Raw genomic sequence first — 19,365 nt, forward strand, 5'->3', positions numbered from 1 at the left:
GAAATCTTATCGTCCCCGTTGCCCATCGGGTTCCGGACGACGATATAGGTGACCGACCGGCCCTCCCTTCGGGTTCATCCCCGGAGGGAGGGTTTCCGGTTTCTGGGTTCCGCCATATCTTTCCGGGTTCCGCCACATCGGGAGGGCGCCGCGCGCGCGGTATGCTGAGACCTCTCTACAACCGTATTCTGCAGCTTTCCGCCCGCAAGGACGCCGTCTGGTGGATGTCCGCCGTCTCCTTCGCGGAAAGCTCCTTCTTCCCGCTGCCGCCCGACATCATGCTGGTGCCGATGTGTCTGGCGGAGCCCAAGAAGCTCTGGCGCTACACCAACATCTGCGCTCTGGCCTCGCTGATCGGCGGGCTGTTCGGCTACGCGGTCGGGTTCTATCTGTTCGAGAGCATCGGGCGGTTGATCATCGACCTCTACAACGCGCAGGAATCGTTCCAGCGCTTCCAGGACATGTTCGCCGAATTCGGTCCCTGGTTCCTGATCCTGAAGGGCATAACGCCCATCCCCTACAAATTGCTGACGATCACCGCGGGATTCGCGCACCTCGACCTGACGGTGTTCATCCTGTGCTCGATCGTCGCGCGGTTCTCGCGATTCTACATGATCGCGATCCTGCTGCATTTCTACGGGCCGCAGGTGCGCGACATCATCGAGAAACGGCTGATGCTGGTGACGACCGTCCTTCTGGTCATCATCATCGGCGGGTTGCTCAGCTTCAAGTTCGTATGAGCGGCGCGGGGATCACCCCCGCGCGTCACCCGCCTTCACCCGCGCTCAGTCCGGCATGCCGCGGTCCTGCCGGTCGCGCTCCGACGGGGGCAGGGCGTTGCGCTCGCGCCGGTCGCGCATGACCATCACGCCGATGGCCAGAGCCATGCCCACGCCGGCCAGAAGGGGCAGGACGACGTCCCAGCCGCTGACCGTCGGCATGAAGGCCATGCGGACGATGAGCAGCAGCAGACCGGCGACGAGAAGCGCCACGAAGATGGTGACGGACGTGCTCCGGCGCGGAGACGGGCCGGGATCGTTGGGACTCATTTGAGGCATTCCCTTATCGCTAGCGTTCCCGGCATAGTGGGCGCCGAGCCCGCGGCATGGTCCATGCGGGGGACCTTCCGCCAACGTCCGGGGTCACGCAAGAACAATGGGAGTCAAAGCCGAGATGTTCCGTCCAAAACTCATTCTGGGGCCGGTGCTGGCCCTCGCCCTGGTTGCGCTGGCCGCCTGCGCGGACGCGCCGGGTCGTTCGTCCGGCGCCGCCGCGGGCGGTGCTCCGGCGGCTTCCGGTGCGGTCTCCACGGGGGCGCCGGCCGCGCCCCGCGCGACTCCGGCGCCGTCCCGCGGAGTCGAGGACCCGTCGCTCCGCCTGGACGGCGCCGCGGGCAGCGGCGATTCCTGCCGCGTCCAGTGCGAGCGCAGCAACAACTCCTGCATGGACTCGGTGGCCGCCCGGACGCAAAGCGGGCTGGACCGTCCGGACCGCGGCGGCATCTTCTCGCCGACCGACAATTGCGAGCATTCGCTGCGCATGTGCTACCAGCGCTGCGGCGCGGCCACGAACCAGTGACCGTTCCGGTGAGGCCGGTGGATCGGCGATGAGCAAGCGCGGCGATTCCGGAGCGACCGGCGGCCTGTTCGAGGCGGGCGCCCCCCGCCCGCTGGCCGACCGGCTGCGCCCGCGTGGCCTGGGCGAGGTCGTCGGGCAGGAGCATCTGCTGAAGCCCGACGGGCCGCTGGGCCGCATGGTCGCCGCCCGCCGGCTGGCCTCCATGATCCTGTGGGGGCCGCCCGGCTGCGGCAAGACGACCATCGCGCGGCTGCTGGCCCAGTCCACCGACCTGCATTTCGAACCGCTGTCGGCGGTCTTCTCCGGTGTCGCCGATCTGCGCAAGGTGTTCGACTCGGCCAAGGCCCGGCGCGCGGCGGGGCAGGGCACTCTGCTGTTCATCGACGAGATCCACCGCTTCAACCGGTCCCAGCAGGACGGATTTCTGCCTTATGTGGAGGACGGCACCGTCACCCTGGTCGGCGCCACCACCGAGAACCCGTCCTTCGAGTTGAACGCCGCGCTGTTGTCCCGCGCCCAGGTCTTCGTTCTGAACCGGTTGGACGACGCGGCGTTGGAGAAGCTGCTGACGCGGGCGGAGGCGGAGATGGGCCGCCCCCTGCCGCTGACGCCGGACGCGCGGTCCGCGCTGAAGGCGATGGCCGACGGGGATGGGCGCTTCTGCCTGAACCTGTGCGAGGAGCTGTTCGCCCTGCCGGTCCCGGAGAACGGGGCGCTTCTCGACAACAACGCGCTCGCCACCGCCATCCAGCGCCGCGCGCCGCTCTACGACAAGGCGCAGGAGGGGCACTACAACCTCATCAGCGCGCTGCACAAGTCGCTGCGCGGGTCGGACACCGACGCGGCGCTCTACTGGTACGCGCGGATGCTGGAGGGCGGGGAGGACCCGCGCTACATCGCCCGGCGCCTGACGCGATTCGCGGTCGAGGACATCGGCATGGCCGACCCGAACGCCCTGGCGCAGGCCACCGCCGCCTGGGAGGCCTACGAGCGGCTGGGCAGCCCCGAGGGCGAACTGGCCATCGCGCAACTGGTCATCTATCTGGGCACGGCGCCCAAGTCGAACGCCGGCTACACCGCCTACAAGAGCGCGGTGCGCGCCGCCAAGGAAACCGGCAGCCTGATGCCGCCCAAGCACATCCTGAACGCGCCGACCAAGCTGATGAAGCAGATCGGCTACGGCAAGGGCTACGAGTACGACCACGACACGGCGGACGGCTTCTCCGGCCAGAACTATTTTCCGGAGGGGATGGCGCGGCGTCCGTTCTACCAGCCGGTGGAGCGCGGTTTCGAACGGGAGATCAGGAAGCGCCAGGACTATTGGGCGCGCCTGCGCGAGCGCAAGGCGGCGGAGGGGGAGGAGTAGGCGCCCGTCACGGCTTCGGGTAGGCGGTCGCAAGTATCCAGAATGGGGCCTCCGGCGGGCCGACGACCTCGAACACGTAGGTGACCGTCGCGCTGGTGAAGGGCATCGCCTGGACGCAGCGCCCGCTTCCGTCTGCGGCGTTGCACAGCATCGCCGGAACCCGGACGGCCAGGGTCTTGCCGTGCTGCGTGCCGGGCGGAGACCCGGCGGGGCACAGGACCTGCCCGGGGAAGCCGGTCATGGCGCTCCAGGCGGCGTCCCAGGACGCCGGGCCGGCGAACATCGGGGTTCCCGCCGCCTGCACGCCTTGCGGCGGTGTCATGGCATGGATCTGCCGGCCGAGTCGCCCGCCGTCCGCCGCGTTGCGGTCGAGCCGGGCCGAGCGCTGGACGCTGGGCATCGCCGTGCACGGCTCGCTCCGCGCCGGGGCGGCGGCCAGGAGCAGGAGGAGAACCGCGGCGAGCGGGCCGGCGATGGCGCGGATCGGCATTCGAACGTCCTTCCATGATGAGACCATCTCATCCACCCGACGTTTGAGGTTGGCATTTCGTGAAACAGCGGAGCGACAGACAGGCATGACGACGGGCGATGCGGTTCCGGCCTTTCCGCGCTTCATCGCCATCGACTGGTCCGGCGCCGCGGGAAAGCGCTACGCCGGGATCGCCGTGGCGGAATGCGGCGCGGAGGGACCGCCCCGGATCGTCGCGCCGACAGAGCGCCAATGGTCGCGCTCCGCCGTGTTCGCGTGGCTGCTCGAGTCTCTGGAGCGCGGGCCGGCGCTGGTCGGGATCGACTGCGCCTTCTCGCTGCCCTTCGCGGTGGCCGGGCGCTACTTCCCCGACCCCGGCGCGGCGACGGTGTTCGACCTGTGGGACCGGGTGGAGGCGGTGGCCGGGGCGGAACCGGACTTCGCCGGGGGCGGCTTCGCGGCGCATCCGGACTACGGGACGGATTTCTGGCGCGCCGGGACGCAGCCGGACTGGTACCGCGACCCGCACCGGCTGACCGAGCGGGTGTGCCGCGCCGATGGCTATGGCAGCCCGCAGAGTCCCTACAAGCTGATCGGGGCGAAGCAGGTCGGGAAGGGCGGGTTGGCCGGGATGCGGATGCTGCGCGCGCTGAGGCTGGCGGCGCCGGACCGGGTGGCCGTCTGGCCCTTCGACCCGCCGCGGCCGGGATCGACCGTCTTCTGCGAGATCTACCCGCGCCTGTTCCTGATGCGCGCGGGCTTCGGCCTGCGCAAGGTCCGCGAGGGCGAGGCGGTGGACGAGGCGCTGGCCCATCTCGGCTCCCCGCCCGCCGGGCTGACCGGGGCGGTGACCGACCATGATGCGGACGCGCTGGTTTCCGCGGCGGGGTTGCGCTGGCTGGCCGGGCGGGCCGAGGTGTGGACTCCGCCGGCGATGGACGCCCAGGCGCGGCGGCAGGAGGGATGGATCTTCGGCGTGGGCGACCGGCCCGCCGGGAGCACGCCGCCCGATGCGTGACAAGCCGCCGCATTTCTGGCTCTATGCGGCACGGGAACCCAATCGCCCCGTTCGTCCGGAGGTCCCGTGCTCGCATCACCGTCCACGCTCGTCGCGGTCGCCCTTGGCGGTGCCGTCGGTTCCGCGGCGCGCTATCTGTTGATGACGGTGGTCGGCCACTGGTTCGGCACGCAGTTCCCCTATGGTACGTTGGTGGTGAACGCCGTCGGCTGCTTCACCATGGGGGTGCTGGCGGAGCTGGCCGCGCTGGTGTGGTCGCCCTCGCCGGAACTGCGGGCGCTGGTGATGGTGGGCGTGCTGGGGGGCTTCACCACCTTCTCCTCCTTCACGCTCGACGTCGGCGTGCTGGTGGCGCGGAACGCCCTGCCGGCGGCGGCGGGTTACATCCTGGCCTCGATGGTGCTGACCATCGCGGGCTTCTTTGCCGGCCTTGCGGTCGTGCGTTCTCTTGTTTCGGTGCCCGTTTGATGAGTGAGAACAAAGCCGCCAGCGTGGAAACCCGGACCGTTACGTCCGACGAGGCCGATGTCCGCCTCGACCGCTGGTTCAAGCGCCATTTCCCCGATGTGGGGCACGGCTATCTGCAGAAGCTGCTGCGCACCGGCCAGATCCGCGTGGACGGCAAGCGGGCGGAAACCTCGACCCGGCTCGCCGCCGGCCAGTCCATCCGCATCCCGCCGCTGGCCGACTGGGCCAAGCCGGACGCCGCCGCCCCGGCCCCCGCGCCGAAGAAGCCGGCCATGTCGGACAAGGACATCGCGGCGCTCCAGGCGCTGGTTCTCTTCAAGGACGGCGACGTCATCGCGCTGAACAAGCCGGCGGGGCTGGCCGTGCAGGGCGGCACCAACACCACCAAGCATCTCGACGCGATGCTGGACGCCCTGCGTTTCGACGCGAAGGAGCGGCCCAAGCTGGTGCACCGGCTGGACAAGGACACCTCGGGCGTTCTGCTGCTAGCGCGCAACACCTTCGCGGCGTCCAAGCTGACGGAGCAGTTCCGGGGCCGCGACGTGCGCAAGATCTACTGGGCCGCCACGGTCGGCGTGCCGAAGCCCTATCAGGGCAAGATCGATCTGGCGCTGGCCAAGGAAGGCGGTCCGCAGGGTGAGCGGGTGGCCGGCGACGAGGACGACGGCAAGCGCGCCGTCACCTATTACTCGGTGCTTGAGAATCTGGGCAAGCAGGCGGCTTTCGTCGCCATGTGGCCGCGCACGGGCCGCACCCACCAGCTCCGCGTCCACATGAACGCCATCGGCACGCCGATCCTGGGCGACGGGAAGTACGCCGGGCAGGGGGCTTACCTGCCGGGCGCCGAGGTGCAGAAGAAGCTTCACCTGCACGCCCGCCGCCTGATCCTGCCGCACCCGCGCGGCGGCAGCCGGATGATCGACGTGACGGCGCCGCTGCCGGACCACATGCTGACGACGTGGAAGTATCTGGGCTTCAGCGCCAGCCTGAAGGGCGATCCGTTCGAGGGGGTGGAGTAAAGGCTGGGGATTTTTTACCACAAAGACACGAAGGCACGAAGATTCACAAAGGCGTTCGGGATGCTGGCCGAACAATTCCCTGTGGGAACGTCTTCGTGAAATTCTTTGTGCCTTTGTGTCTTTGTGGTGAATCGCCCCCATCGAAGGCACTTCTTCACCCCGCCTCGCGCGCGCCCCAGAAACGCCGCAAGCTGCTCCGCCGCCTGCACCCCTGACGGAGGGTTCCCGCCATGGCCTCATCCGATTCCGCCCCGGCCACGGGCTTGTCCCTGCGCGCGATGGGCGCCGGCCTTCTGGCGGCCCTGGTCGGCTACGCCAGCTCGGTGGCGGTGGTGATCCACGGGCTGACCGCTGTCGGGGCGAGCACGGAGCAGGTGGTGTCCGGCCTCGTGCTCGTGGGCTTCGCCATGGGCGTGACGGCCATGGGCCTCAGCCTGCATCGGCGCAAACCGATCAGCATCGCCTGGACCACGCCGGGCATGGCGCTTATGGCCGCCACCGGGGCCGTGGAGGGCGGATTCGCCGCGGCGGTCGGGGCCTTCGTGGTGACCGGGGTGCTGATCGTGGTCGCCGGGCTGTGGTCGCCGCTTGGCCGCTGGATCGCCGCGATTCCGAAGCCGCTGGCGAACGGCATGCTGGCCGGCATCCTGCTGAAGCTGTGCCTTGCCCCCTTCCTGGCGGTGTCGCAGGCGCCGGGCGTGGCTCTCCTGGTGCTCGCGACCTGGGCGGTGGTCGGGCGGGTGGCGCGGCTCTACGCCGTTCCCGCCGCGGTGGCGGTGGCGCTGGGAGCCATGGCGCTGGACAGTTCCGGCGGGGCGGCGCTGTCCGGCGCGGTGTGGCCGGGCGTGACGTTCGTCCAGCCGGTCTTCACCTGGGAGGCGCTGGTCGGCATCGCGCTGCCGCTCTTCGTCGTCACCATGGCGTCGCAGAACATCCCCGGCCTCGCCGTGCTGGCGGCCTACAACTACGCGCCGCCGACCCGCCCGATCTTCCTGGCGACGGGCGCCGCGTCCGCCCTGACCGCGCTGGGTGGAGCGCCCACCGTCAACCTCGCCGCCATCACCGCCGCGCTCTGCGCCAGCCCGGACGCCGACCCGAACCCGGCGCGGCGCTGGCAGGCCGCCTTCGTCGGCGGCGTCGGCTACATCCTCTTCGCCGGGCTGGCCGGGGTGACGGCGGTCATGGTCACCCGCTCCCCGCCGGTGCTGATCGAGGCGGTGGCCGGGCTGGCGCTGGTTGGGGCCTTCGGCTCCGCCCTGATGGGCGCCGTGCAGGCGGAGGAGAACCGGACCGCCGCGCTGGTCACGCTTCTGGTCACCGCGTCGGGGCTGTCCTTCGCGGGGGTGGGGTCGGCCTTCTGGGGGCTGCTGCTGGGCGGGGCGGTTCACCTGCTCCATTGGCGCCCGGTGGCCCTGCAACCTGCGAAGTGAGTTGCGCTTTCCCGGCGCGGACCGCATAAGTCCGGTACGACCCGCGTCCCGGAGGCGATGCCCGTGAGCAGTTCAGTGAATGCCCGTCCGCTGCGGCTGGCCCTGTTCGATTGCGACGGCACGCTGGTGGACAGCCAGTTCGCCATCATCGACGCCATGACCACCGCCTGGACCACCCACGGTCTGGGCGAGCCGGACCCGCTGGAAGTCCGCCGCATGGTCGGGCTGCCGCTGATGCAGGCGGTGGCCCTGCTGCTTCCGGACCAGGACACCGATCGCCACGTCGCCGTCACGGAAAGTTACAAGGACGCTTTCGCCGCTCTGCGCCGCCGCGGCGACCTGCACGAGCCGCTGTTCCCCGGCATCCTCGACACGCTGGACGCTCTGGAAGCCACGGGCGTTCTGCTGGGGGTGGCGACCGGCAAGTCGCGGCGCGGGCTGGACGCCGTGCTGGCGCACCACCGGCTGACCCATCGTTTCGTCACCTTGCAGACCAGCGATATCGGCCCCGGAAAGCCGCACCCCGACATGGTGTACCGCGCCCTGGCCGAAGCGGGTGTGGAAGCGGCGGGAACGGTTGTGATCGGCGACACCACCTACGACATTCAGATGGCCCGCAACGCGCGGGTCGCGTCGGTCGGCGTCTCCTGGGGCTATCACGCGGTGGCCGAACTGGAGGGCGCCGGGGCCGACCGCATCGTCCACCGCGGACGCGAGGTGGCCGGCGCCGTGCTGGCCCTGCTGGACCGATAAGAGAAAAGCCGAAGGACTCCAATGAAGCGCTTCTACAAGACCACCTCCGTCGCGGAGGCCGCCGGCGGCGGCTTCGAGGTGCGCCTGGACAACCGCCCGATCCGCAGCCCGGCCAAGGCGCCGCTGGTCTTCGCGAGCTGGCCGCTGGCCCAGGCCGTCGCCGCCGAGTGGGAGGCGCAGCCGGAGGACATCACCCCCGACAGCATGCCGCTGATGCAACTCGCCAGCACGGCGGTCGATCTGATCGGCAAGGGCCGCGCCGCCATCGTGGACGGCGTGGCCGCCTATGCGGAGACGGACCTGCTCTGCTACCGCGCGGAGCATCCCAGGACGCTGGTGGAGCGGCAGGCGCAGTCCTGGCAGCCGCTTCTGGACTGGGCGACGCTGCGCTACGACGCGCCGCTGCACGTCAACGCCGGGCTGATGCCCAAGCCGCAGCCGCCCGAGGCGTTGCGCGCGCTGCGCAACGCGGTGGAGGCCTACGACGATTGGACCCTGTCGGCGCTCCAGACCGCCACCGGGGCCTGCGGCTCGCTGATCGTGGCGCTGGCCCTGGTCGAAGGGCGCATCGACGCCGAGGAGGCGTTCGCGGTGTCGCAGCTCGACGAGACCTTCCAGATCGAAGCCTGGGGAGAGGACCCGGAGGCGACCAAGCGCCGCGCCGCCCTGCGGGTGGACATCGCCGCCTGCCGCCGCTTCGTGGATCTGCTGAGGGCGTAAGACCCCCGACCATGACCACCGTTTCCGAAGCCCTGCGGACCGCGGTCGACTTGCATCAAAGGAACCGGCTTCAGGAGGCCGCGGATCTCTATGTCCGCATCCTCCAGGCCGATCCGTCCGCCGCGGATGCCTGGCACCTGCTGGGCGTGCTGCACCATCAGGTGGGCCAGCACCGCAAGGCCGAGGAGTTCATCGGCGCGGCCATCGCCCGCGATCCGGCCTGCGCCGCCTATCACGACAATCTCGGCTCCGCCCGGCGCGGCGCGGGAAATCCCGGCGGGGCGGCGGACTGCCACCGCCGCGCCATGGCGCTGTCACCGGATTGGGTGAAGCCGCTGGGCAATCTGGGCAACGCCCTGCTGGACGCGCAGCATCCCGAGGCAGCGGCAACGGCCTACCGGCGGGCGCTTCGGCTGGAGCCGGTTCAGGACAGCCTGCGGCTGCGGCTGGCCGATTGCCTGCACGGGATGGGGCGGTCCGGGGAGGCGGAACCCCTCTACGCGGCGCTGCTGGAGGCCCAGCCGGAGCGGCCCGACCTGCGTCATCGCCTGGGGCTTGCGACGCTCGGGACCAGCGGGCTTCTGACCGCCAAGCTCGCCGAGGCCGCACGCACCGTCGATCGCGACCGGCTGAAGACGGCGCTGTCCCTGTTCGGCGGCGCGGCGCGGGCCGGGCTTGCCGAGGCCCGCAGGAACCTGTTCGGTACGGCCATCCTGGCCTTGCAGAACGGGGTTCTGGACGACCAAACCCTGCATGGGGTTGCGGTGGCGGCGCGCGAACGGCTGAGGGTTGACCGGCGGGACGCGGCGGCGCTGGCGGTGGTCTGCTACAACCTGTACCGGCGCGACCGGCTGGAGGTCGCCCACCGTTTCTTCCGCAAACACGCCCGCCATTTCGCGCCGGAGGAGATCGGCGGCGCGTTCGAATTGCTGGTGTGGTCCATCGTCGACGCATCGCGCGCCTTCCTCACCCGTTTGGAGGGGTATGAGCCCCGTCTGTTCCAACGGGCGGTGCATCGGGATGTGGTGCCGGCGGCGGGGGATGGACGCCCGGTCCTGCTGATCGGCTGCGACGACGGCTACTGGCGGCGTTTCGGAGTGCCGTTCCTGGACTCCTGGCGGGAGAAGGCCAGCTCCTGCGCCTTGCACGTCCATCTCGTCAACCCGTCGGACGAGACGGTCGATGCCCTGCGGCGGCTGGCGGACGAGGTGGGCGGCGGCTTGTCCTGCTCCGCGGAAGCCATCGATCTCGACGCCATGCCCGAGCCGGTGCGGGTGACCTACTTCGCCTGCGCCCGCTTTGCCGTGGCCCGGAGGCTGCTGCGGCAGGGGACCGCTCCGGTGGTTCAGGTCGATGTGGACGCCGTGATGCTGGAGGATGTGGGAGCCGCCATGCGGCAGTGGCCGCCGGGCTGGGACATCGCGGTCATGCGGGACCGGCGCGGGCGCGGGCCGATGCGGGATTTCCTGGCGGGCTTCATGGCCTTCAACGCGACTCCGGCAGGACGAGCCTTCCTGGAGCGGGTGGCCGCCTACATCGGCTGGCATTTCGACGCCGGGCGGGTTTACTGGATGCTGGATCAGGCCGCCCCCTATTGCGTGTATGACGGGATGCGTCGGGCGGGAGAGCCGCCATCCGTCGTCTGGCACGATTTCGCGGACTTTCCCTATCTGCGCTTTGCGGACAAGTGAATCGTTGGACGGAATAAAGCGCTCCCGAAGGCGTCCTGGGAGTGGGGGCCGGGCAGATCGCCCGCCCCGTCACGACAGGGAGGCACCGTCCATGTTTCGCTTCGCCCGCTTCACCGCCGCCGCCGCGCTCGCCCTGGGGATTCTGGCGCCGTCCGCCTTCGCGCAGGATGCCATGCCGGCCAAGACCGGCCAGACGGCCGGCGGCCCCGTGCTGACCGACAGCAAGGGCATGACGCTCTACGTCTTCGACCGCGATTCGGGTGGCAAGTCCGCCTGCAACGGGCAATGCGCCACCAACTGGCCGCCGTTGATGGCTCCGGCGGGCGCCAAGCCGATGGGCGATTACACCGTCATCACGCGGGACGACGGCTCCATGCAGTGGGCCTACAAGGGCAAGCCGCTCTACGGCTGGGCCAAGGACGGCAAGCCGGGCGACGCCACCGGCGACGGGGTGAACAACGTCTGGCACGTCGCGCGCCCGTAGAATTCGGGAAAAGGAAGAAGCCCCCGCAGCGCGTGGCCGCGGGGGCTTTCCATGTCTGGACCAGCGGTTGCTGGCCGGCGGTTACAGGCCTGCCTTTACTGGCCTGCCTTTACTGGCCGGTGCCCGACGGGGCGGCCGGCGGAGCGCCGGTGGCGCCGCTCGGCGCGGTCATGGTGCCGGTGGTGCCGGTGGAGGAGCGGCTGGCCGCGCCGTTCACCGTGTCGCCAGCGCGATCCTTGTTGCGGTTCAGCGAGGTGGTGGTGTCGGAGTATTCGAACTCCGCCATATCCTTCACCTGATCGCGGGTCATGCCGGAAAGCTGGACGCGCTCCTGCTGGGCGTCCCAGTTGGCCTGATTGATGTCGATGGCGATCTGCTTCTCGCCGATGCCGAGGAAACCGCCCGAGGAGATCACGAGCTGACGGGCCTGGCCGTTGCTGTCCAGGATCACGTCCTCGACCTCGCCGACCTTCTCGTTGTCGGAGCCGTAGACGTTCTTGCCCATCATGTTCTCGGCGCTGGCGAGCTGGCCGCCGGTCAGGCCGGACGCGCTGCCGGTCGCGGCGCTGCCGCCCGGAGCGGTGGTGCCGCTTTTGTTCATTTCGGTCGCGGTCGGGGCGCCGGTGGCGGGGCTGCCGGTCGCCGGCGACGAGCTCTGTGCCATCGCCGTGCCGGTCATCAGCGCCAGGACGGACGCAGCCGCGATGATTTCCCTCCGCATAACTCACTCCTTTCAGTTTATCGGCGTGTCTGTTGCGTGCCTTGTTTGCCTCGGTAAGGCAGAACGACAACAGGGCGCCAAGGCGATTGGTTGCGCGTCAGGTCGAAGAAATCTTTCGGCTAGTCCGGCGAAGTTTCGGGAATAAAAACCGGCAAGAACTCAGAAGCTTGCCCAGACTGGCTTTGCCGGCGTGACTGTCGCCTCTCCGGCTGTCAAGAGCAATCCGTCTTGCCTCGCTCGGGTGATATCTTCCAGGCGCAGCAAGGCGAGGGCGCAAGTCCCCCGGCCGCTGCGGATCTCACCGGCCTCCTTGCCGTTCAGGGTCACCGGTGTGCCGGGAGCGGGCAGGGGGCCGTCGACGGTCACCGGGAACAGCTTCTTCTTGATGAGGGCGCGGTACTTGGTGCGGGCGGTCAGTTCCTGCCCCATGTAGCAGCCCTTGTCCCAGGAGATGGCGTTCAGGTCGTCCAGATCGTTTTCCAACGGAAGGGATTTGTCGGGAACGAGGTCGCGGCTGCCCTCCGGCACCCCCAGGGAAAGGCGCTGCCGGTCGTAGTCGTCGGCGCTCCGCGGCGCGAAGCCCGCCGCCTCCAGCGCCGCCGCGGCGCCGTCGTGCGGCAGGAAGGCGCGGGCGCCCAGCGCCGGCAGGCGCGGATCGGTGAAGGCGACGCCGCCCGCGAAGGGCACCGCCGCGCCGGCCTCCTCCGGCAAACCCAGCCCAGGCAAACCCAGCCCAGGCAAACCCAGCCGGGCGAGGGCGTCCCCGCCGAACAGGGCGACGGCGGCCAGGGTCCCGGCCCGGTCCTCCAGCGTGATCCTGGAGCGCAGCCTGTACATCTTCAGGCGGCGCAGCAATTCCTCCCGCCGGTCCGTTTCGGGGTCCAGCAGAAGGGCGCCGTCCGATTCGGCGATGCGGAAGTCGTGCAGGAACTTGCCCTGTGGCGTCAGGAACAGCGCGTAGACGGCGCGGTCCGGGCCGACGCGCCGCACGTCGTTGGACACCAGCCCTTGCAGGAAAGCCGCGCGGTCCTCGCCCGCGACCGCGATCACGCCCCGGTCCTCCAGAACCGCGTAGCCCGCCCGTTCCGCCGTCATGCCCTTGCTCCGACTGTCCCGTTCATGCCCCCGATAGTTGGGCGAAGGGTGCGGAGGAGGCAAGTATGGCGAGGGTGGAGCGACTGCATGGCGCGTCCGCCTTTTCCGCGGACGCGCCTTGGAGCAAGCCGTGGTCGGGCAGCCGTCAGGCGGCCGGGAGGTCGATCCGCAGGACCTGCACCGACTTGGTGCGGCCGTCGAGCGTGCCGTAGGCGATCGACTGACCCTCGGACAGGCCGAGCAGGGCGGCGCCGACCGGGGTCAGGATCGAGATGCCGTCCTGGCGCTGGGTCGCCTCGTCCGGCGTGATGAGTGTGGCGGTGTGCCGCGTCCCCCGGTCGTCCATGAAGGTGACCCGGCTGCCGAGCCGGACGAAGGGGATGCCGGCGCCGTCGGAAGTGTCCGCGACATCGGCGCGGTCCACCTCGCGCTGGAGGAAGTCGATGACTCCGGCGGGGCGGCTGAGATGGGCGAGAAGGACGTCGAGACGCCCAAGATCCTGAGGAGTGATTCGGATCGGCGGCGGGTCGCCCAGCATCGACTTGCGGTTCATATCATCAGCTCCATAAGCAAAGGCCGCCGGAAATGGCGGCCCTTTCCATAACTGATGATGCCTGCGCCCTCTTGTCAACCGTGCGGCGGCGTGGCATCTGTCCGTGTGCGAAGCAACTGCTGATTTGTTGGGTCATCTGCCGCTTTGTTGGGCTGCCCAGGTGCCTGGAGCGGGGCAACTGAAACGGGGCGAATGACCGCAGGCTGGGCAACCGCTTCCCCTGTTGACGGCGAACAGCCTTGACGGGCAAGACTCTCCGAAAGTGGCATGGCTTTGGCAATGCCCTGCCGACTTCACCCCTATCCGGTCCGTCTCCTTGGATTCCCCATCCGTGTCATCCCCTCCGCACCGGCTTGAACTGCGCGGCATCACCAAGCGCTTTCCGGGCTGTCTGGCGAACGACAACGTCGATCTCGTCCTGAGGCCGGGCGAGATCCACGCGCTGCTGGGCGAGAACGGCGCCGGCAAATCCACGCTGGTGAAGATCATCTACGGCGTGCTGCACGCCGACGCCGGCCAGCTTCTGTGGCAGGGGGCGGAGACCGTCGTCCCCGATCCGGCGGGCGCGCGCCGTCTGGGCATCGGCATGGTGTTCCAACACTTTTCCCTGTTCGACACGCTGACGGTCGCCGAAAACATCTCGCTGGGGCTGGACCGGCCCGGCCCGATGGACGCGCTGTCCGCGCGCATCGCGGAGGTGTCGGAGCGCTACGGCCTGTCGTTGGACCCGCGCCGCCACGTCCACGACCTGTCGGTCGGCGAGCGTCAGCGGGTGGAGATCGTGCGCTGCCTGCTCCAGGACCCGAAGCTGCTCATCATGGACGAGCCGACCTCGGTCCTGACGCCGCAGGAGGCGACCCGCCTGTTCGAGACGCTGCGCCGTTTGGCCGCGGAGGGCTGCACGATCCTCTACATCAGCCACAAGCTGGAGGAGATCCGCGCGCTCTGCGACACCGCCACGGTGCTGCGCGGCGGGCGCGTGGTCGGCAGTTGCGATCCGCGGAAGGAAACGGCGCGCAGCCTCGCCGAGATGATGATCGGGACGGAGCTGTCCACCCCCGAACGCCTGCCGCAGGGCGAGGCCGGGGCGCCGAAGCTGCAGGTGCGGCATCTCTCCACCACCTCCGACAACCCCTTCGCCACCAACCTGAAGGATGTGTCCTTCGAGGTACGGGCCGGCGAGATCCTGGGCATCGCGGGCGTGGCCGGCAACGGGCAGGCGGAACTGATGGCCGCGCTGAGCGGCGAGGCCCTGGTGCCGGAGCCGGCATCGGTCGCCATCGAGGGACGGCCCGCCGGGCATCTCGGCCCGCGGGAGCGGCGCCTGCTCGGCCTCGCCTTCGTGCCGGAGGAGCGGCTGGGCCGCGGCGCCGTGCCGGAGCTGAGCCTGTCGGAGAACGCGCTGCTGTCCGGCTACGCCCGCGAACCGCTGGTGCGCAGCGGGCTGGTGCATTTCGGGCGCGCGCGCTCCTACGCCGAGCGGATCATCGGCGCCTTCAACGTGGTCACCCACGGCCATCGGGCGGAGGCGCGGTCGCTGTCGGGCGGCAACCTTCAGAAATTCATCATCGGCCGCGAGATCCTTCAGAAGCCGCGCCTGCTGGTGGTCGGCCAGCCGACCTGGGGCGTGGACGCGGGGGCCGCGGCGGCGATCCACCGGGCGCTGATCGACCTCGCGCGGTCGGGGGCCGCCGTTCTGGTCATCAGCCAGGACTTGGACGAGCTGTTCGTGCTGAGCGACCGCATCGCCGTGCTGTTCCACGGCCATTTGTCGGAAAGCCGCCCCACCCACCACACCAGCGTGGAGGAGATCGGCCTGCTGATGGGCGGCCTGTTCAACCACCCGCCCGACGAGGATGAGGTGGACCGTGCGGTGTGAACGCGAACCGCTCTCTCTCCCGCCCCGGGAGAGGGAAGGGACCCGCGCCGCGCGCGGGAAGGGTGAGGGTTCGGTGCGGAGAGAGCGCCTGATCCTTGCGTCACCCTCACCCGGCCGCCTGCGGCGGCCACCCTCTCCCGGGGCGGGAGAGGGGACGACGTGCGTCGGAGCCTTTTCATGACCCTCCTCCGTCTCGAACCCCGCGGCGAGGCGTCGCGCGCGATGGTCTACGCCACGCCGTTGCTGGCGGTGGCGCTCACGCTCGCCAGCGGCTTCCTGCTGTTCTGGGTCATGGGCTTCGACCCGGTGAAGGCGCTGCACGCCTTCTTCATCGCGCCGCTGCTGTCGCTGCGCGGCCTGGGCGAACTGGCGGTGAAGGCCACGCCGCTGGTCCTCTGCGCCATCGGGCTGGCCATCGGCTTCCGCGCCAACGTCTGGAACATCGGTGCGGAGGGGCAGCTCACGCTGGGCGCCATCACCGGCGGCGGGCTGGCGCTGGCCTTCTACGGCGAGGGCGGCTGGTGGCTGCTGCCCCTGATGGTCGTGGCGGGCATGGCCGGCGGCGCCTTGTGGGCGGCGATCCCCGCCTTCCTGCGGGTCCGCTTCAACGCCAGCGAGATCCTGACCAGCCTGATGCTGAACTACGTCGCGCTGCATCTGCTGAACTATCTGATGCACGGCCCCTACCGCGACCCGGACGGCTTCGCCTTCCCGGAATCCCGCCTGTTCGAGTCCGACGCGGTGTTGCCGCTGCTGGTCGCCGGGACGCGCGTGCATCTGGGGTCGCTGTTCGCCCTGCTGGCGGTGGCGGCGGGCTGGTTCCTGATGGCGCGGACCTTCATCGGCTTCCAGATCAAGGTCATCGGCCTGACCCCGACGGCGGCGGGCTACGCCGGTTTCAATCAAAAGAAGATCATCTGGATGACGCTGCTGCTGTCTGGCGCACTGGCCGGTCTGGCCGGTCTGGGCGAGGTGGCGGGGCCGATCGGGCAGATGAACCCGACCATCTCCCCCGGCTACGGCTACACCGCCATCATCGTCGCCTTCCTGGGGCGTCTGCACCCGGTGGGAATCCTGCTGGCCGGCTTCCTGATGGCGCTGTCCTTCATCGGGGGCGAGGCGGCGCAGATCGCGCTGGGCTTGCCGAAGGCCATCACGGGCGTGTTCCAGGGCATGCTTCTGTTCTTCCTGCTGGCGACCGACGTGCTGATCCGCTACCGCGTGCGCTTCGGCGCGAAGAGCGTTGTGGGGAGGGCCGCGGCATGAGCGCGGAGCTGGCCCTTCTCGGCCCGATCCTGGCGGCGATGCTGGCCGCCGCCACGCCGCTGCTGTTTGCCGCACTCGGTGAACTGGTGGTGGAGAAATCCGGCGTCCTGAACCTGGGCGTCGAGGGCATGATGCTGGTGGGCGCCGTCTGCGGCTTCGCCGTGGCGGTGCAGACCGGAAGCTCGACGCTCGGCTTCGTCGCGGGTGCCGCGGCGGGGGCGGGCATGGCGGCGCTGTTCGGCGTGCTGACCCTGCTCCTTCTGGCCAATCAGGTGGCGACCGGCCTCGCGCTGACGCTGTTCGGCGTCGGCCTGTCGGCTCTGATCGGGCAGGGCTTCGTCGGCATTCCCATCGCCGACGTGCCGGAGTTGTACATCCCCGGCCTGACCGACCTGCCGGTGATCGGCAAGGCGCTGTTCGGGCAGGACGCGCTGGTCTATCTGGCGCTGGCGGCGGTGCCGGCGGTGCACTGGTTCCTCTACTCGACGCGCAAGGGGCTGATCCTGCGCGCGGTGGGCGAGAACCACGCGGCGGCCCACGCGCTGGGCTACAAGGTCGTCCGCATCCGCTTCCTCGCCGTGCTGTTCGGCGGCGCGATGAGCGGCATGGCCGGGGCCTATCTGTCGCTTGACTACACGCCGATGTGGTCGGAGGGCATTTCCTCCGGGCGCGGCTGGATCGCGCTGGCGCTGGTGGTCTTCGCCACCTGGAAGCCGGGCCGGGTGCTGCTCGGCGCGTGGCTGTTCGGCGGGGTGACCATCGCGCAGCTCCATGTCCAGGGGCTGGGAATCGACATTCCGTCACAACTCTTGTCGATGCTGCCGTATCTGGCTACCGTCATCGTCCTGGTGGTGATTTCACGGGATGTCGCCCGAATCCGGCTGAACGCGCCGGCCAGCCTCGGGAAGGTCTTCCATCCGGATGCCTGACGGGCCGATGCCTGACGGGTGCCGGAATATGTGCAAATCTTACGTTCGTGCCCAACCAAATGGATCAGGGAGCAAACACGTGAACAGAAGGACCATGGGCAAGGCCCTGATGGGTCTGGCCACCGGCGCCGCCATCCTGGCGCTGGGCGTCGGCGCGGCCGGTGCGCAGGAGAAGATGAAGGTCGGCTTCGTCTATGTCGGTCCGATCAGCGACCACGGCTACAGCTACCAGCACGACCAGGGCCGTCTGGCCGTGGAGAAGGAGCTGGGCGACAAGGTCACCACCACCTTCGTCGAGAACGTGCCCGAGGGCGCGGACGCCGAGCGTGTGATCGAACAGCTCGCCTCCTCCGGCCACAAGCTGATCTTCACGACCTCCTTCGGCTTCATGAACCCGACGCTGAAGGTCGCGCAGCGCCACCCCGACGTGAAGTTCGAGCACGCCACCGGCTACAAGCGCTCGGCCAACGTCGCCACCTACTCCGCGCGCTTCTACGAGGCCCGCACGGTCATCGGCCAGATCGCCGGCAAGATGACCAAGTCGAACATCATCGGCTACATCGGCTCCTTCCCGATCCCCGAGGTCATCAGCGGCATCAACGCCTTCACGCTCGCCATGCGCGAGGTGAACCCGAAGGCCGAGGTGCGCGTGGTCTGGGTGAATAGCTGGTACGACCCCGGCAAGGAGGCCGAGGCGGCCAAGGCCCTGATCGACCAGGGTGCGGACGTGATCTCGCTGCACACCGACAGCCCGGCGGCGATCCAGGTCGCGCAGGAGCGCGGTCTGTGGGTGTTCGGCCAGTCCTCCGACATGACCCGCTTCGGCCCGAAGGCGCACCTGACCGCCATCGTGGACGACTGGCGCGAGTATTACGTGGGCCGCGTCAAGGCGGCGCTGGACGGCTCCTGGAAGTCGCAGGACACCTGGGGCGGCTTCAAGGACCACATGCTGTTCCTGGCCCCCTACAACCCGGCGCTCCCGGCGGACGTGGTCGAGGCGGCGGAGAAGACCCGCACCGACATCATGGAGGGCAAGCGCCACTCCTTCCAGGGCCCGGTGAAGGACCAGTCCGGCAAGGTCGTGATCGCCGAGGGCAAGCAGGCCACCGACGAGCAGATCCTGAAGATGGACTGGTACGTCGAGGGCGTGCAGGGCAAGGTTCCGAAGTAAGCCGGAAACGGTTGCCGCGGGAACGAGGGGAGGCTTCGCGCCTCCCCTTTTTCATGGCCGCTTCTCAGCCCGGCCGGCGCCCCAGCGCGGCCCAGCCGGCGGGGGCGAGGCGCATCACCTCCGGCCCGCTGCCGGCGGGGTTGGGCTCCATCGTGACCAGCTCCCGGTTCTCGAACCAGACCCAGCGGGGCACCTCGGCGGCCGTGGGAGCCCAGCCGTCGGCCATCCTCTCCAGCACCGCCAGATCGGCCGCGGCGATGGGGAATTTCGGCTTGGACGGGGCGCGGCTGGCCGGCGCGGCGGCGGACGGGCCGGGCGGCGGGGCGTGCTCCCCGGCGCGGGCGTGTATCCAGCCGGTCTGCCAGGCACGGAGAGCCTGCTCCAGCTCGGCGCGCAGCGGCTCCGCCGGGCAGCGCAGATAGCGGTCCAGCAGGGCATGCAGGGACTCGGCGGTGGGAGTGGGGGATTCGGCCATGGGTTGCGGCTCCGTGGAAGCGTGGTCCGGCTCCGCAGGCTTAAGCACAGGGGCGCTCCACTCCGCAAGTCATGGGGGCAAGGGGCGGGAAAAGAAAGGCTCCGCCGCTTCAGGGAGCGCGGCGGAGCCTGTCGAGGAGGCACAATCCCCTGTGCTGCCTGGGTGAAAACACACCCGCAAGGCTTCGGGTTCCCGACCGCCTTCCGGGGTGACCCGCAAGATTCGCCCCACGGGGACGCCGTGTGGGACGCATCCCCGGAAAGGGGGCCGGGCCGCGCGC

21 protein-coding genes are annotated in these 19,365 nt (G+C 69.7%); 15 read left to right on the plus strand and 6 right to left on the minus strand.

From position 1 onward, the window contains the following. The first annotated feature begins 161 nt into the window (after positions 1 to 161). The gene (locus tag DS843_RS11980) at positions 162 to 740 is read left to right on the plus strand and encodes a YqaA family protein (RefSeq protein WP_149469102.1); all 579 of its coding nucleotides are present in this window, start codon (positions 162 to 164) and stop codon (positions 738 to 740) included. A gap of 45 nt (positions 741 to 785) precedes the next feature. On the opposite strand, the gene DS843_RS11985 is transcribed toward DS843_RS11980, so the two are convergent. Further along, a complete protein-coding gene (locus tag DS843_RS11985; protein ID WP_149469103.1) occupies positions 786 to 1,049 on the minus strand; it encodes a hypothetical protein in 264 nt (87 codons plus the stop codon). 124 nt (positions 1,050 to 1,173) lie between these two features. On the opposite strand from DS843_RS11985, the gene DS843_RS11990 reads away from it, so the two are divergent. Together DS843_RS11990 and DS843_RS11995 are read left to right on the plus strand one after the other, a co-directional pair. Further along, complete coding sequence (locus DS843_RS11990) at positions 1,174 to 1,578, plus strand: hypothetical protein (RefSeq protein ID WP_149469104.1); 405 nt, start codon at positions 1,174 to 1,176, stop codon at positions 1,576 to 1,578. A 28-nt stretch (positions 1,579 to 1,606) separates the two neighbouring features. Continuing rightward, the gene (locus DS843_RS11995; RefSeq protein WP_149469105.1) at positions 1,607 to 2,944 is read left to right on the plus strand and encodes a replication-associated recombination protein A; all 1,338 of its coding nucleotides are present in this window, start codon (positions 1,607 to 1,609) and stop codon (positions 2,942 to 2,944) included. Positions 2,945 to 2,951: 7 nt separating this feature from the next. Here DS843_RS11995 and DS843_RS12000 read toward each other — a convergent pair whose 3' ends face one another. Further along, positions 2,952 to 3,434, minus strand: coding sequence for a hypothetical protein (locus DS843_RS12000; RefSeq protein ID WP_149469106.1), 483 nt, complete (start codon positions 3,432 to 3,434; stop codon positions 2,952 to 2,954). Positions 3,435 to 3,519: 85 nt separating this feature from the next. Between DS843_RS12000 and DS843_RS12005 the strand changes: the two genes are divergently transcribed. The 8 genes from DS843_RS12005 to DS843_RS12040 all read left to right on the plus strand — a co-directional run bounded on the left by DS843_RS12005 (position 3,520) and on the right by DS843_RS12040 (position 10,996). Continuing rightward, the gene (locus DS843_RS12005; protein WP_149469107.1) at positions 3,520 to 4,431 is read left to right on the plus strand and encodes a hypothetical protein; all 912 of its coding nucleotides are present in this window, start codon (positions 3,520 to 3,522) and stop codon (positions 4,429 to 4,431) included. Between the two features lie 66 nt (positions 4,432 to 4,497). Further along, positions 4,498 to 4,899 carry a fluoride efflux transporter CrcB gene (gene crcB, locus DS843_RS12010; RefSeq protein ID WP_149469108.1) on the plus strand — a complete coding sequence of 134 codons (402 nt, stop codon included), beginning with the start codon at positions 4,498 to 4,500 and terminating at the stop codon, positions 4,897 to 4,899. After that, entirely contained in the window at positions 4,899 to 5,918 is a 1,020-nt protein-coding gene (locus tag DS843_RS12015; protein ID WP_149469109.1) for an RluA family pseudouridine synthase, read from the plus strand. Before crcB ends, DS843_RS12015 begins: the two co-directional genes overlap by 1 nt. Before the next feature lie 230 nt (positions 5,919 to 6,148). Further along, positions 6,149 to 7,348 (plus strand): benzoate/H(+) symporter BenE family transporter, encoded by a 1,200-nt coding sequence (locus DS843_RS12020; protein ID WP_149469110.1) that lies wholly within the window; start codon positions 6,149 to 6,151, stop codon positions 7,346 to 7,348. Positions 7,349 to 7,411: 63 nt separating this feature from the next. After that, complete coding sequence (locus tag DS843_RS12025) at positions 7,412 to 8,101, plus strand: HAD-IA family hydrolase (protein ID WP_475849098.1); 690 nt, start codon at positions 7,412 to 7,414, stop codon at positions 8,099 to 8,101. Between the two features lie 21 nt (positions 8,102 to 8,122). Continuing rightward, positions 8,123 to 8,821 carry an ATP12 family chaperone protein gene (locus DS843_RS12030; RefSeq protein ID WP_149469112.1) on the plus strand — a complete coding sequence of 233 codons (699 nt, stop codon included), beginning with the start codon at positions 8,123 to 8,125 and terminating at the stop codon, positions 8,819 to 8,821. A gap of 11 nt (positions 8,822 to 8,832) precedes the next feature. Beyond that, positions 8,833 to 10,512 (plus strand): tetratricopeptide repeat protein, encoded by a 1,680-nt coding sequence (locus DS843_RS12035; protein ID WP_149469113.1) that lies wholly within the window; start codon positions 8,833 to 8,835, stop codon positions 10,510 to 10,512. A gap of 91 nt (positions 10,513 to 10,603) precedes the next feature. Next, positions 10,604 to 10,996 (plus strand): COG4315 family predicted lipoprotein, encoded by a 393-nt coding sequence (locus tag DS843_RS12040; protein WP_149469114.1) that lies wholly within the window; start codon positions 10,604 to 10,606, stop codon positions 10,994 to 10,996. Positions 10,997 to 11,105: 109 nt separating this feature from the next. Here the strand turns inward: DS843_RS12040 and DS843_RS12045 are convergent, their stop codons facing one another. From DS843_RS12045 to DS843_RS12055, 3 genes are all read right to left on the minus strand, one after another. Next, on the minus strand, positions 11,106 to 11,717 hold the full coding sequence (locus DS843_RS12045; protein ID WP_149469115.1) for a PRC-barrel domain-containing protein: 612 nt from the start codon (positions 11,715 to 11,717) through the stop codon (positions 11,106 to 11,108). Between the two features lie 159 nt (positions 11,718 to 11,876). Beyond that, a complete protein-coding gene (gene ygfZ / locus DS843_RS12050; protein WP_149469116.1) occupies positions 11,877 to 12,812 on the minus strand; it encodes a CAF17-like 4Fe-4S cluster assembly/insertion protein YgfZ in 936 nt (311 codons plus the stop codon). A 145-nt stretch (positions 12,813 to 12,957) separates the two neighbouring features. Continuing rightward, the gene (locus DS843_RS12055; RefSeq protein WP_149469117.1) at positions 12,958 to 13,365 is read right to left on the minus strand and encodes a GreA/GreB family elongation factor; all 408 of its coding nucleotides are present in this window, start codon (positions 13,363 to 13,365) and stop codon (positions 12,958 to 12,960) included. Positions 13,366 to 13,696: 331 nt separating this feature from the next. Here DS843_RS12055 and DS843_RS12060 point away from each other — a divergent pair, with 331 nt between their 5' ends. The 4 genes from DS843_RS12060 to DS843_RS12075 all read left to right on the plus strand — a co-directional run bounded on the left by DS843_RS12060 (position 13,697) and on the right by DS843_RS12075 (position 18,610). Further along, entirely contained in the window at positions 13,697 to 15,244 is a 1,548-nt protein-coding gene (locus tag DS843_RS12060; protein WP_149469118.1) for an ABC transporter ATP-binding protein, read from the plus strand. Between the two features lie 177 nt (positions 15,245 to 15,421). Further along, positions 15,422 to 16,510 carry an ABC transporter permease gene (locus tag DS843_RS12065; protein ID WP_149469119.1) on the plus strand — a complete coding sequence of 363 codons (1,089 nt, stop codon included), beginning with the start codon at positions 15,422 to 15,424 and terminating at the stop codon, positions 16,508 to 16,510. Next, positions 16,507 to 17,439, plus strand: a complete 933-nt coding sequence (locus DS843_RS12070; RefSeq protein ID WP_149469120.1) for an ABC transporter permease — start codon at positions 16,507 to 16,509, stop codon at positions 17,437 to 17,439. Before DS843_RS12065 ends, DS843_RS12070 begins: the two co-directional genes overlap by 4 nt. Before the next feature lie 79 nt (positions 17,440 to 17,518). After that, a complete protein-coding gene (locus DS843_RS12075) occupies positions 17,519 to 18,610 on the plus strand; it encodes a BMP family ABC transporter substrate-binding protein (protein WP_475849100.1) in 1,092 nt (363 codons plus the stop codon). Between the two features lie 64 nt (positions 18,611 to 18,674). Here DS843_RS12075 and DS843_RS12080 read toward each other — a convergent pair whose 3' ends face one another. Continuing rightward, positions 18,675 to 19,085 (minus strand): hypothetical protein, encoded by a 411-nt coding sequence (locus DS843_RS12080; protein WP_149469121.1) that lies wholly within the window; start codon positions 19,083 to 19,085, stop codon positions 18,675 to 18,677. Between the last annotated feature and the right edge of the window lie 280 nt (positions 19,086 to 19,365).

The sequence above is a fragment of the Roseomonas genomospecies 6 genome (assembly GCF_008365375.1).
Lineage (GTDB): Bacteria > Pseudomonadota > Alphaproteobacteria > Azospirillales > Azospirillaceae > Azospirillum.

Excerpts from the sequence above, each read along its gene's own strand:
- DS843_RS12015 (WP_149469109.1), top strand. The coding sequence starts at position 4,899 with ATGAGTGAGAACAAAGCCGCCAGCGTGGAAACCCGGACCGTTACGTCC.
- DS843_RS12035 (WP_149469113.1), top strand. The coding sequence starts at position 8,833 with ATGACCACCGTTTCCGAAGCCCTGCGGACCGCGGTCGACTTGCATCAA.
- DS843_RS11990 (WP_149469104.1), top strand. The coding sequence starts at position 1,174 with ATGTTCCGTCCAAAACTCATTCTGGGGCCGGTGCTGGCCCTCGCCCTG.
- DS843_RS12040 (WP_149469114.1), top strand. The coding sequence starts at position 10,604 with ATGTTTCGCTTCGCCCGCTTCACCGCCGCCGCCGCGCTCGCCCTGGGG.
- DS843_RS12030 (WP_149469112.1), top strand. The coding sequence starts at position 8,123 with ATGAAGCGCTTCTACAAGACCACCTCCGTCGCGGAGGCCGCCGGCGGC.
- DS843_RS12070 (WP_149469120.1), top strand. The coding sequence starts at position 16,507 with ATGAGCGCGGAGCTGGCCCTTCTCGGCCCGATCCTGGCGGCGATGCTG.
- DS843_RS11985 (WP_149469103.1), bottom strand. The coding sequence starts at position 1,049 with ATGAGTCCCAACGATCCCGGCCCGTCTCCGCGCCGGAGCACGTCCGTC.
- DS843_RS12045 (WP_149469115.1), bottom strand. The coding sequence starts at position 11,717 with ATGCGGAGGGAAATCATCGCGGCTGCGTCCGTCCTGGCGCTGATGACC.
- ygfZ (WP_149469116.1), bottom strand. The coding sequence starts at position 12,812 with ATGACGGCGGAACGGGCGGGCTACGCGGTTCTGGAGGACCGGGGCGTG.
- DS843_RS11995 (WP_149469105.1), top strand. The coding sequence starts at position 1,607 with ATGAGCAAGCGCGGCGATTCCGGAGCGACCGGCGGCCTGTTCGAGGCG.
- DS843_RS12000 (WP_149469106.1), bottom strand. The coding sequence starts at position 3,434 with ATGCCGATCCGCGCCATCGCCGGCCCGCTCGCCGCGGTTCTCCTCCTG.
- DS843_RS12005 (WP_149469107.1), top strand. The coding sequence starts at position 3,520 with ATGACGACGGGCGATGCGGTTCCGGCCTTTCCGCGCTTCATCGCCATC.
- DS843_RS11980 (WP_149469102.1), top strand. The coding sequence starts at position 162 with ATGCTGAGACCTCTCTACAACCGTATTCTGCAGCTTTCCGCCCGCAAG.
- DS843_RS12065 (WP_149469119.1), top strand. The coding sequence starts at position 15,422 with ATGACCCTCCTCCGTCTCGAACCCCGCGGCGAGGCGTCGCGCGCGATG.
- DS843_RS12080 (WP_149469121.1), bottom strand. The coding sequence starts at position 19,085 with ATGGCCGAATCCCCCACTCCCACCGCCGAGTCCCTGCATGCCCTGCTG.
- DS843_RS12020 (WP_149469110.1), top strand. The coding sequence starts at position 6,149 with ATGGCCTCATCCGATTCCGCCCCGGCCACGGGCTTGTCCCTGCGCGCG.
- DS843_RS12055 (WP_149469117.1), bottom strand. The coding sequence starts at position 13,365 with ATGAACCGCAAGTCGATGCTGGGCGACCCGCCGCCGATCCGAATCACT.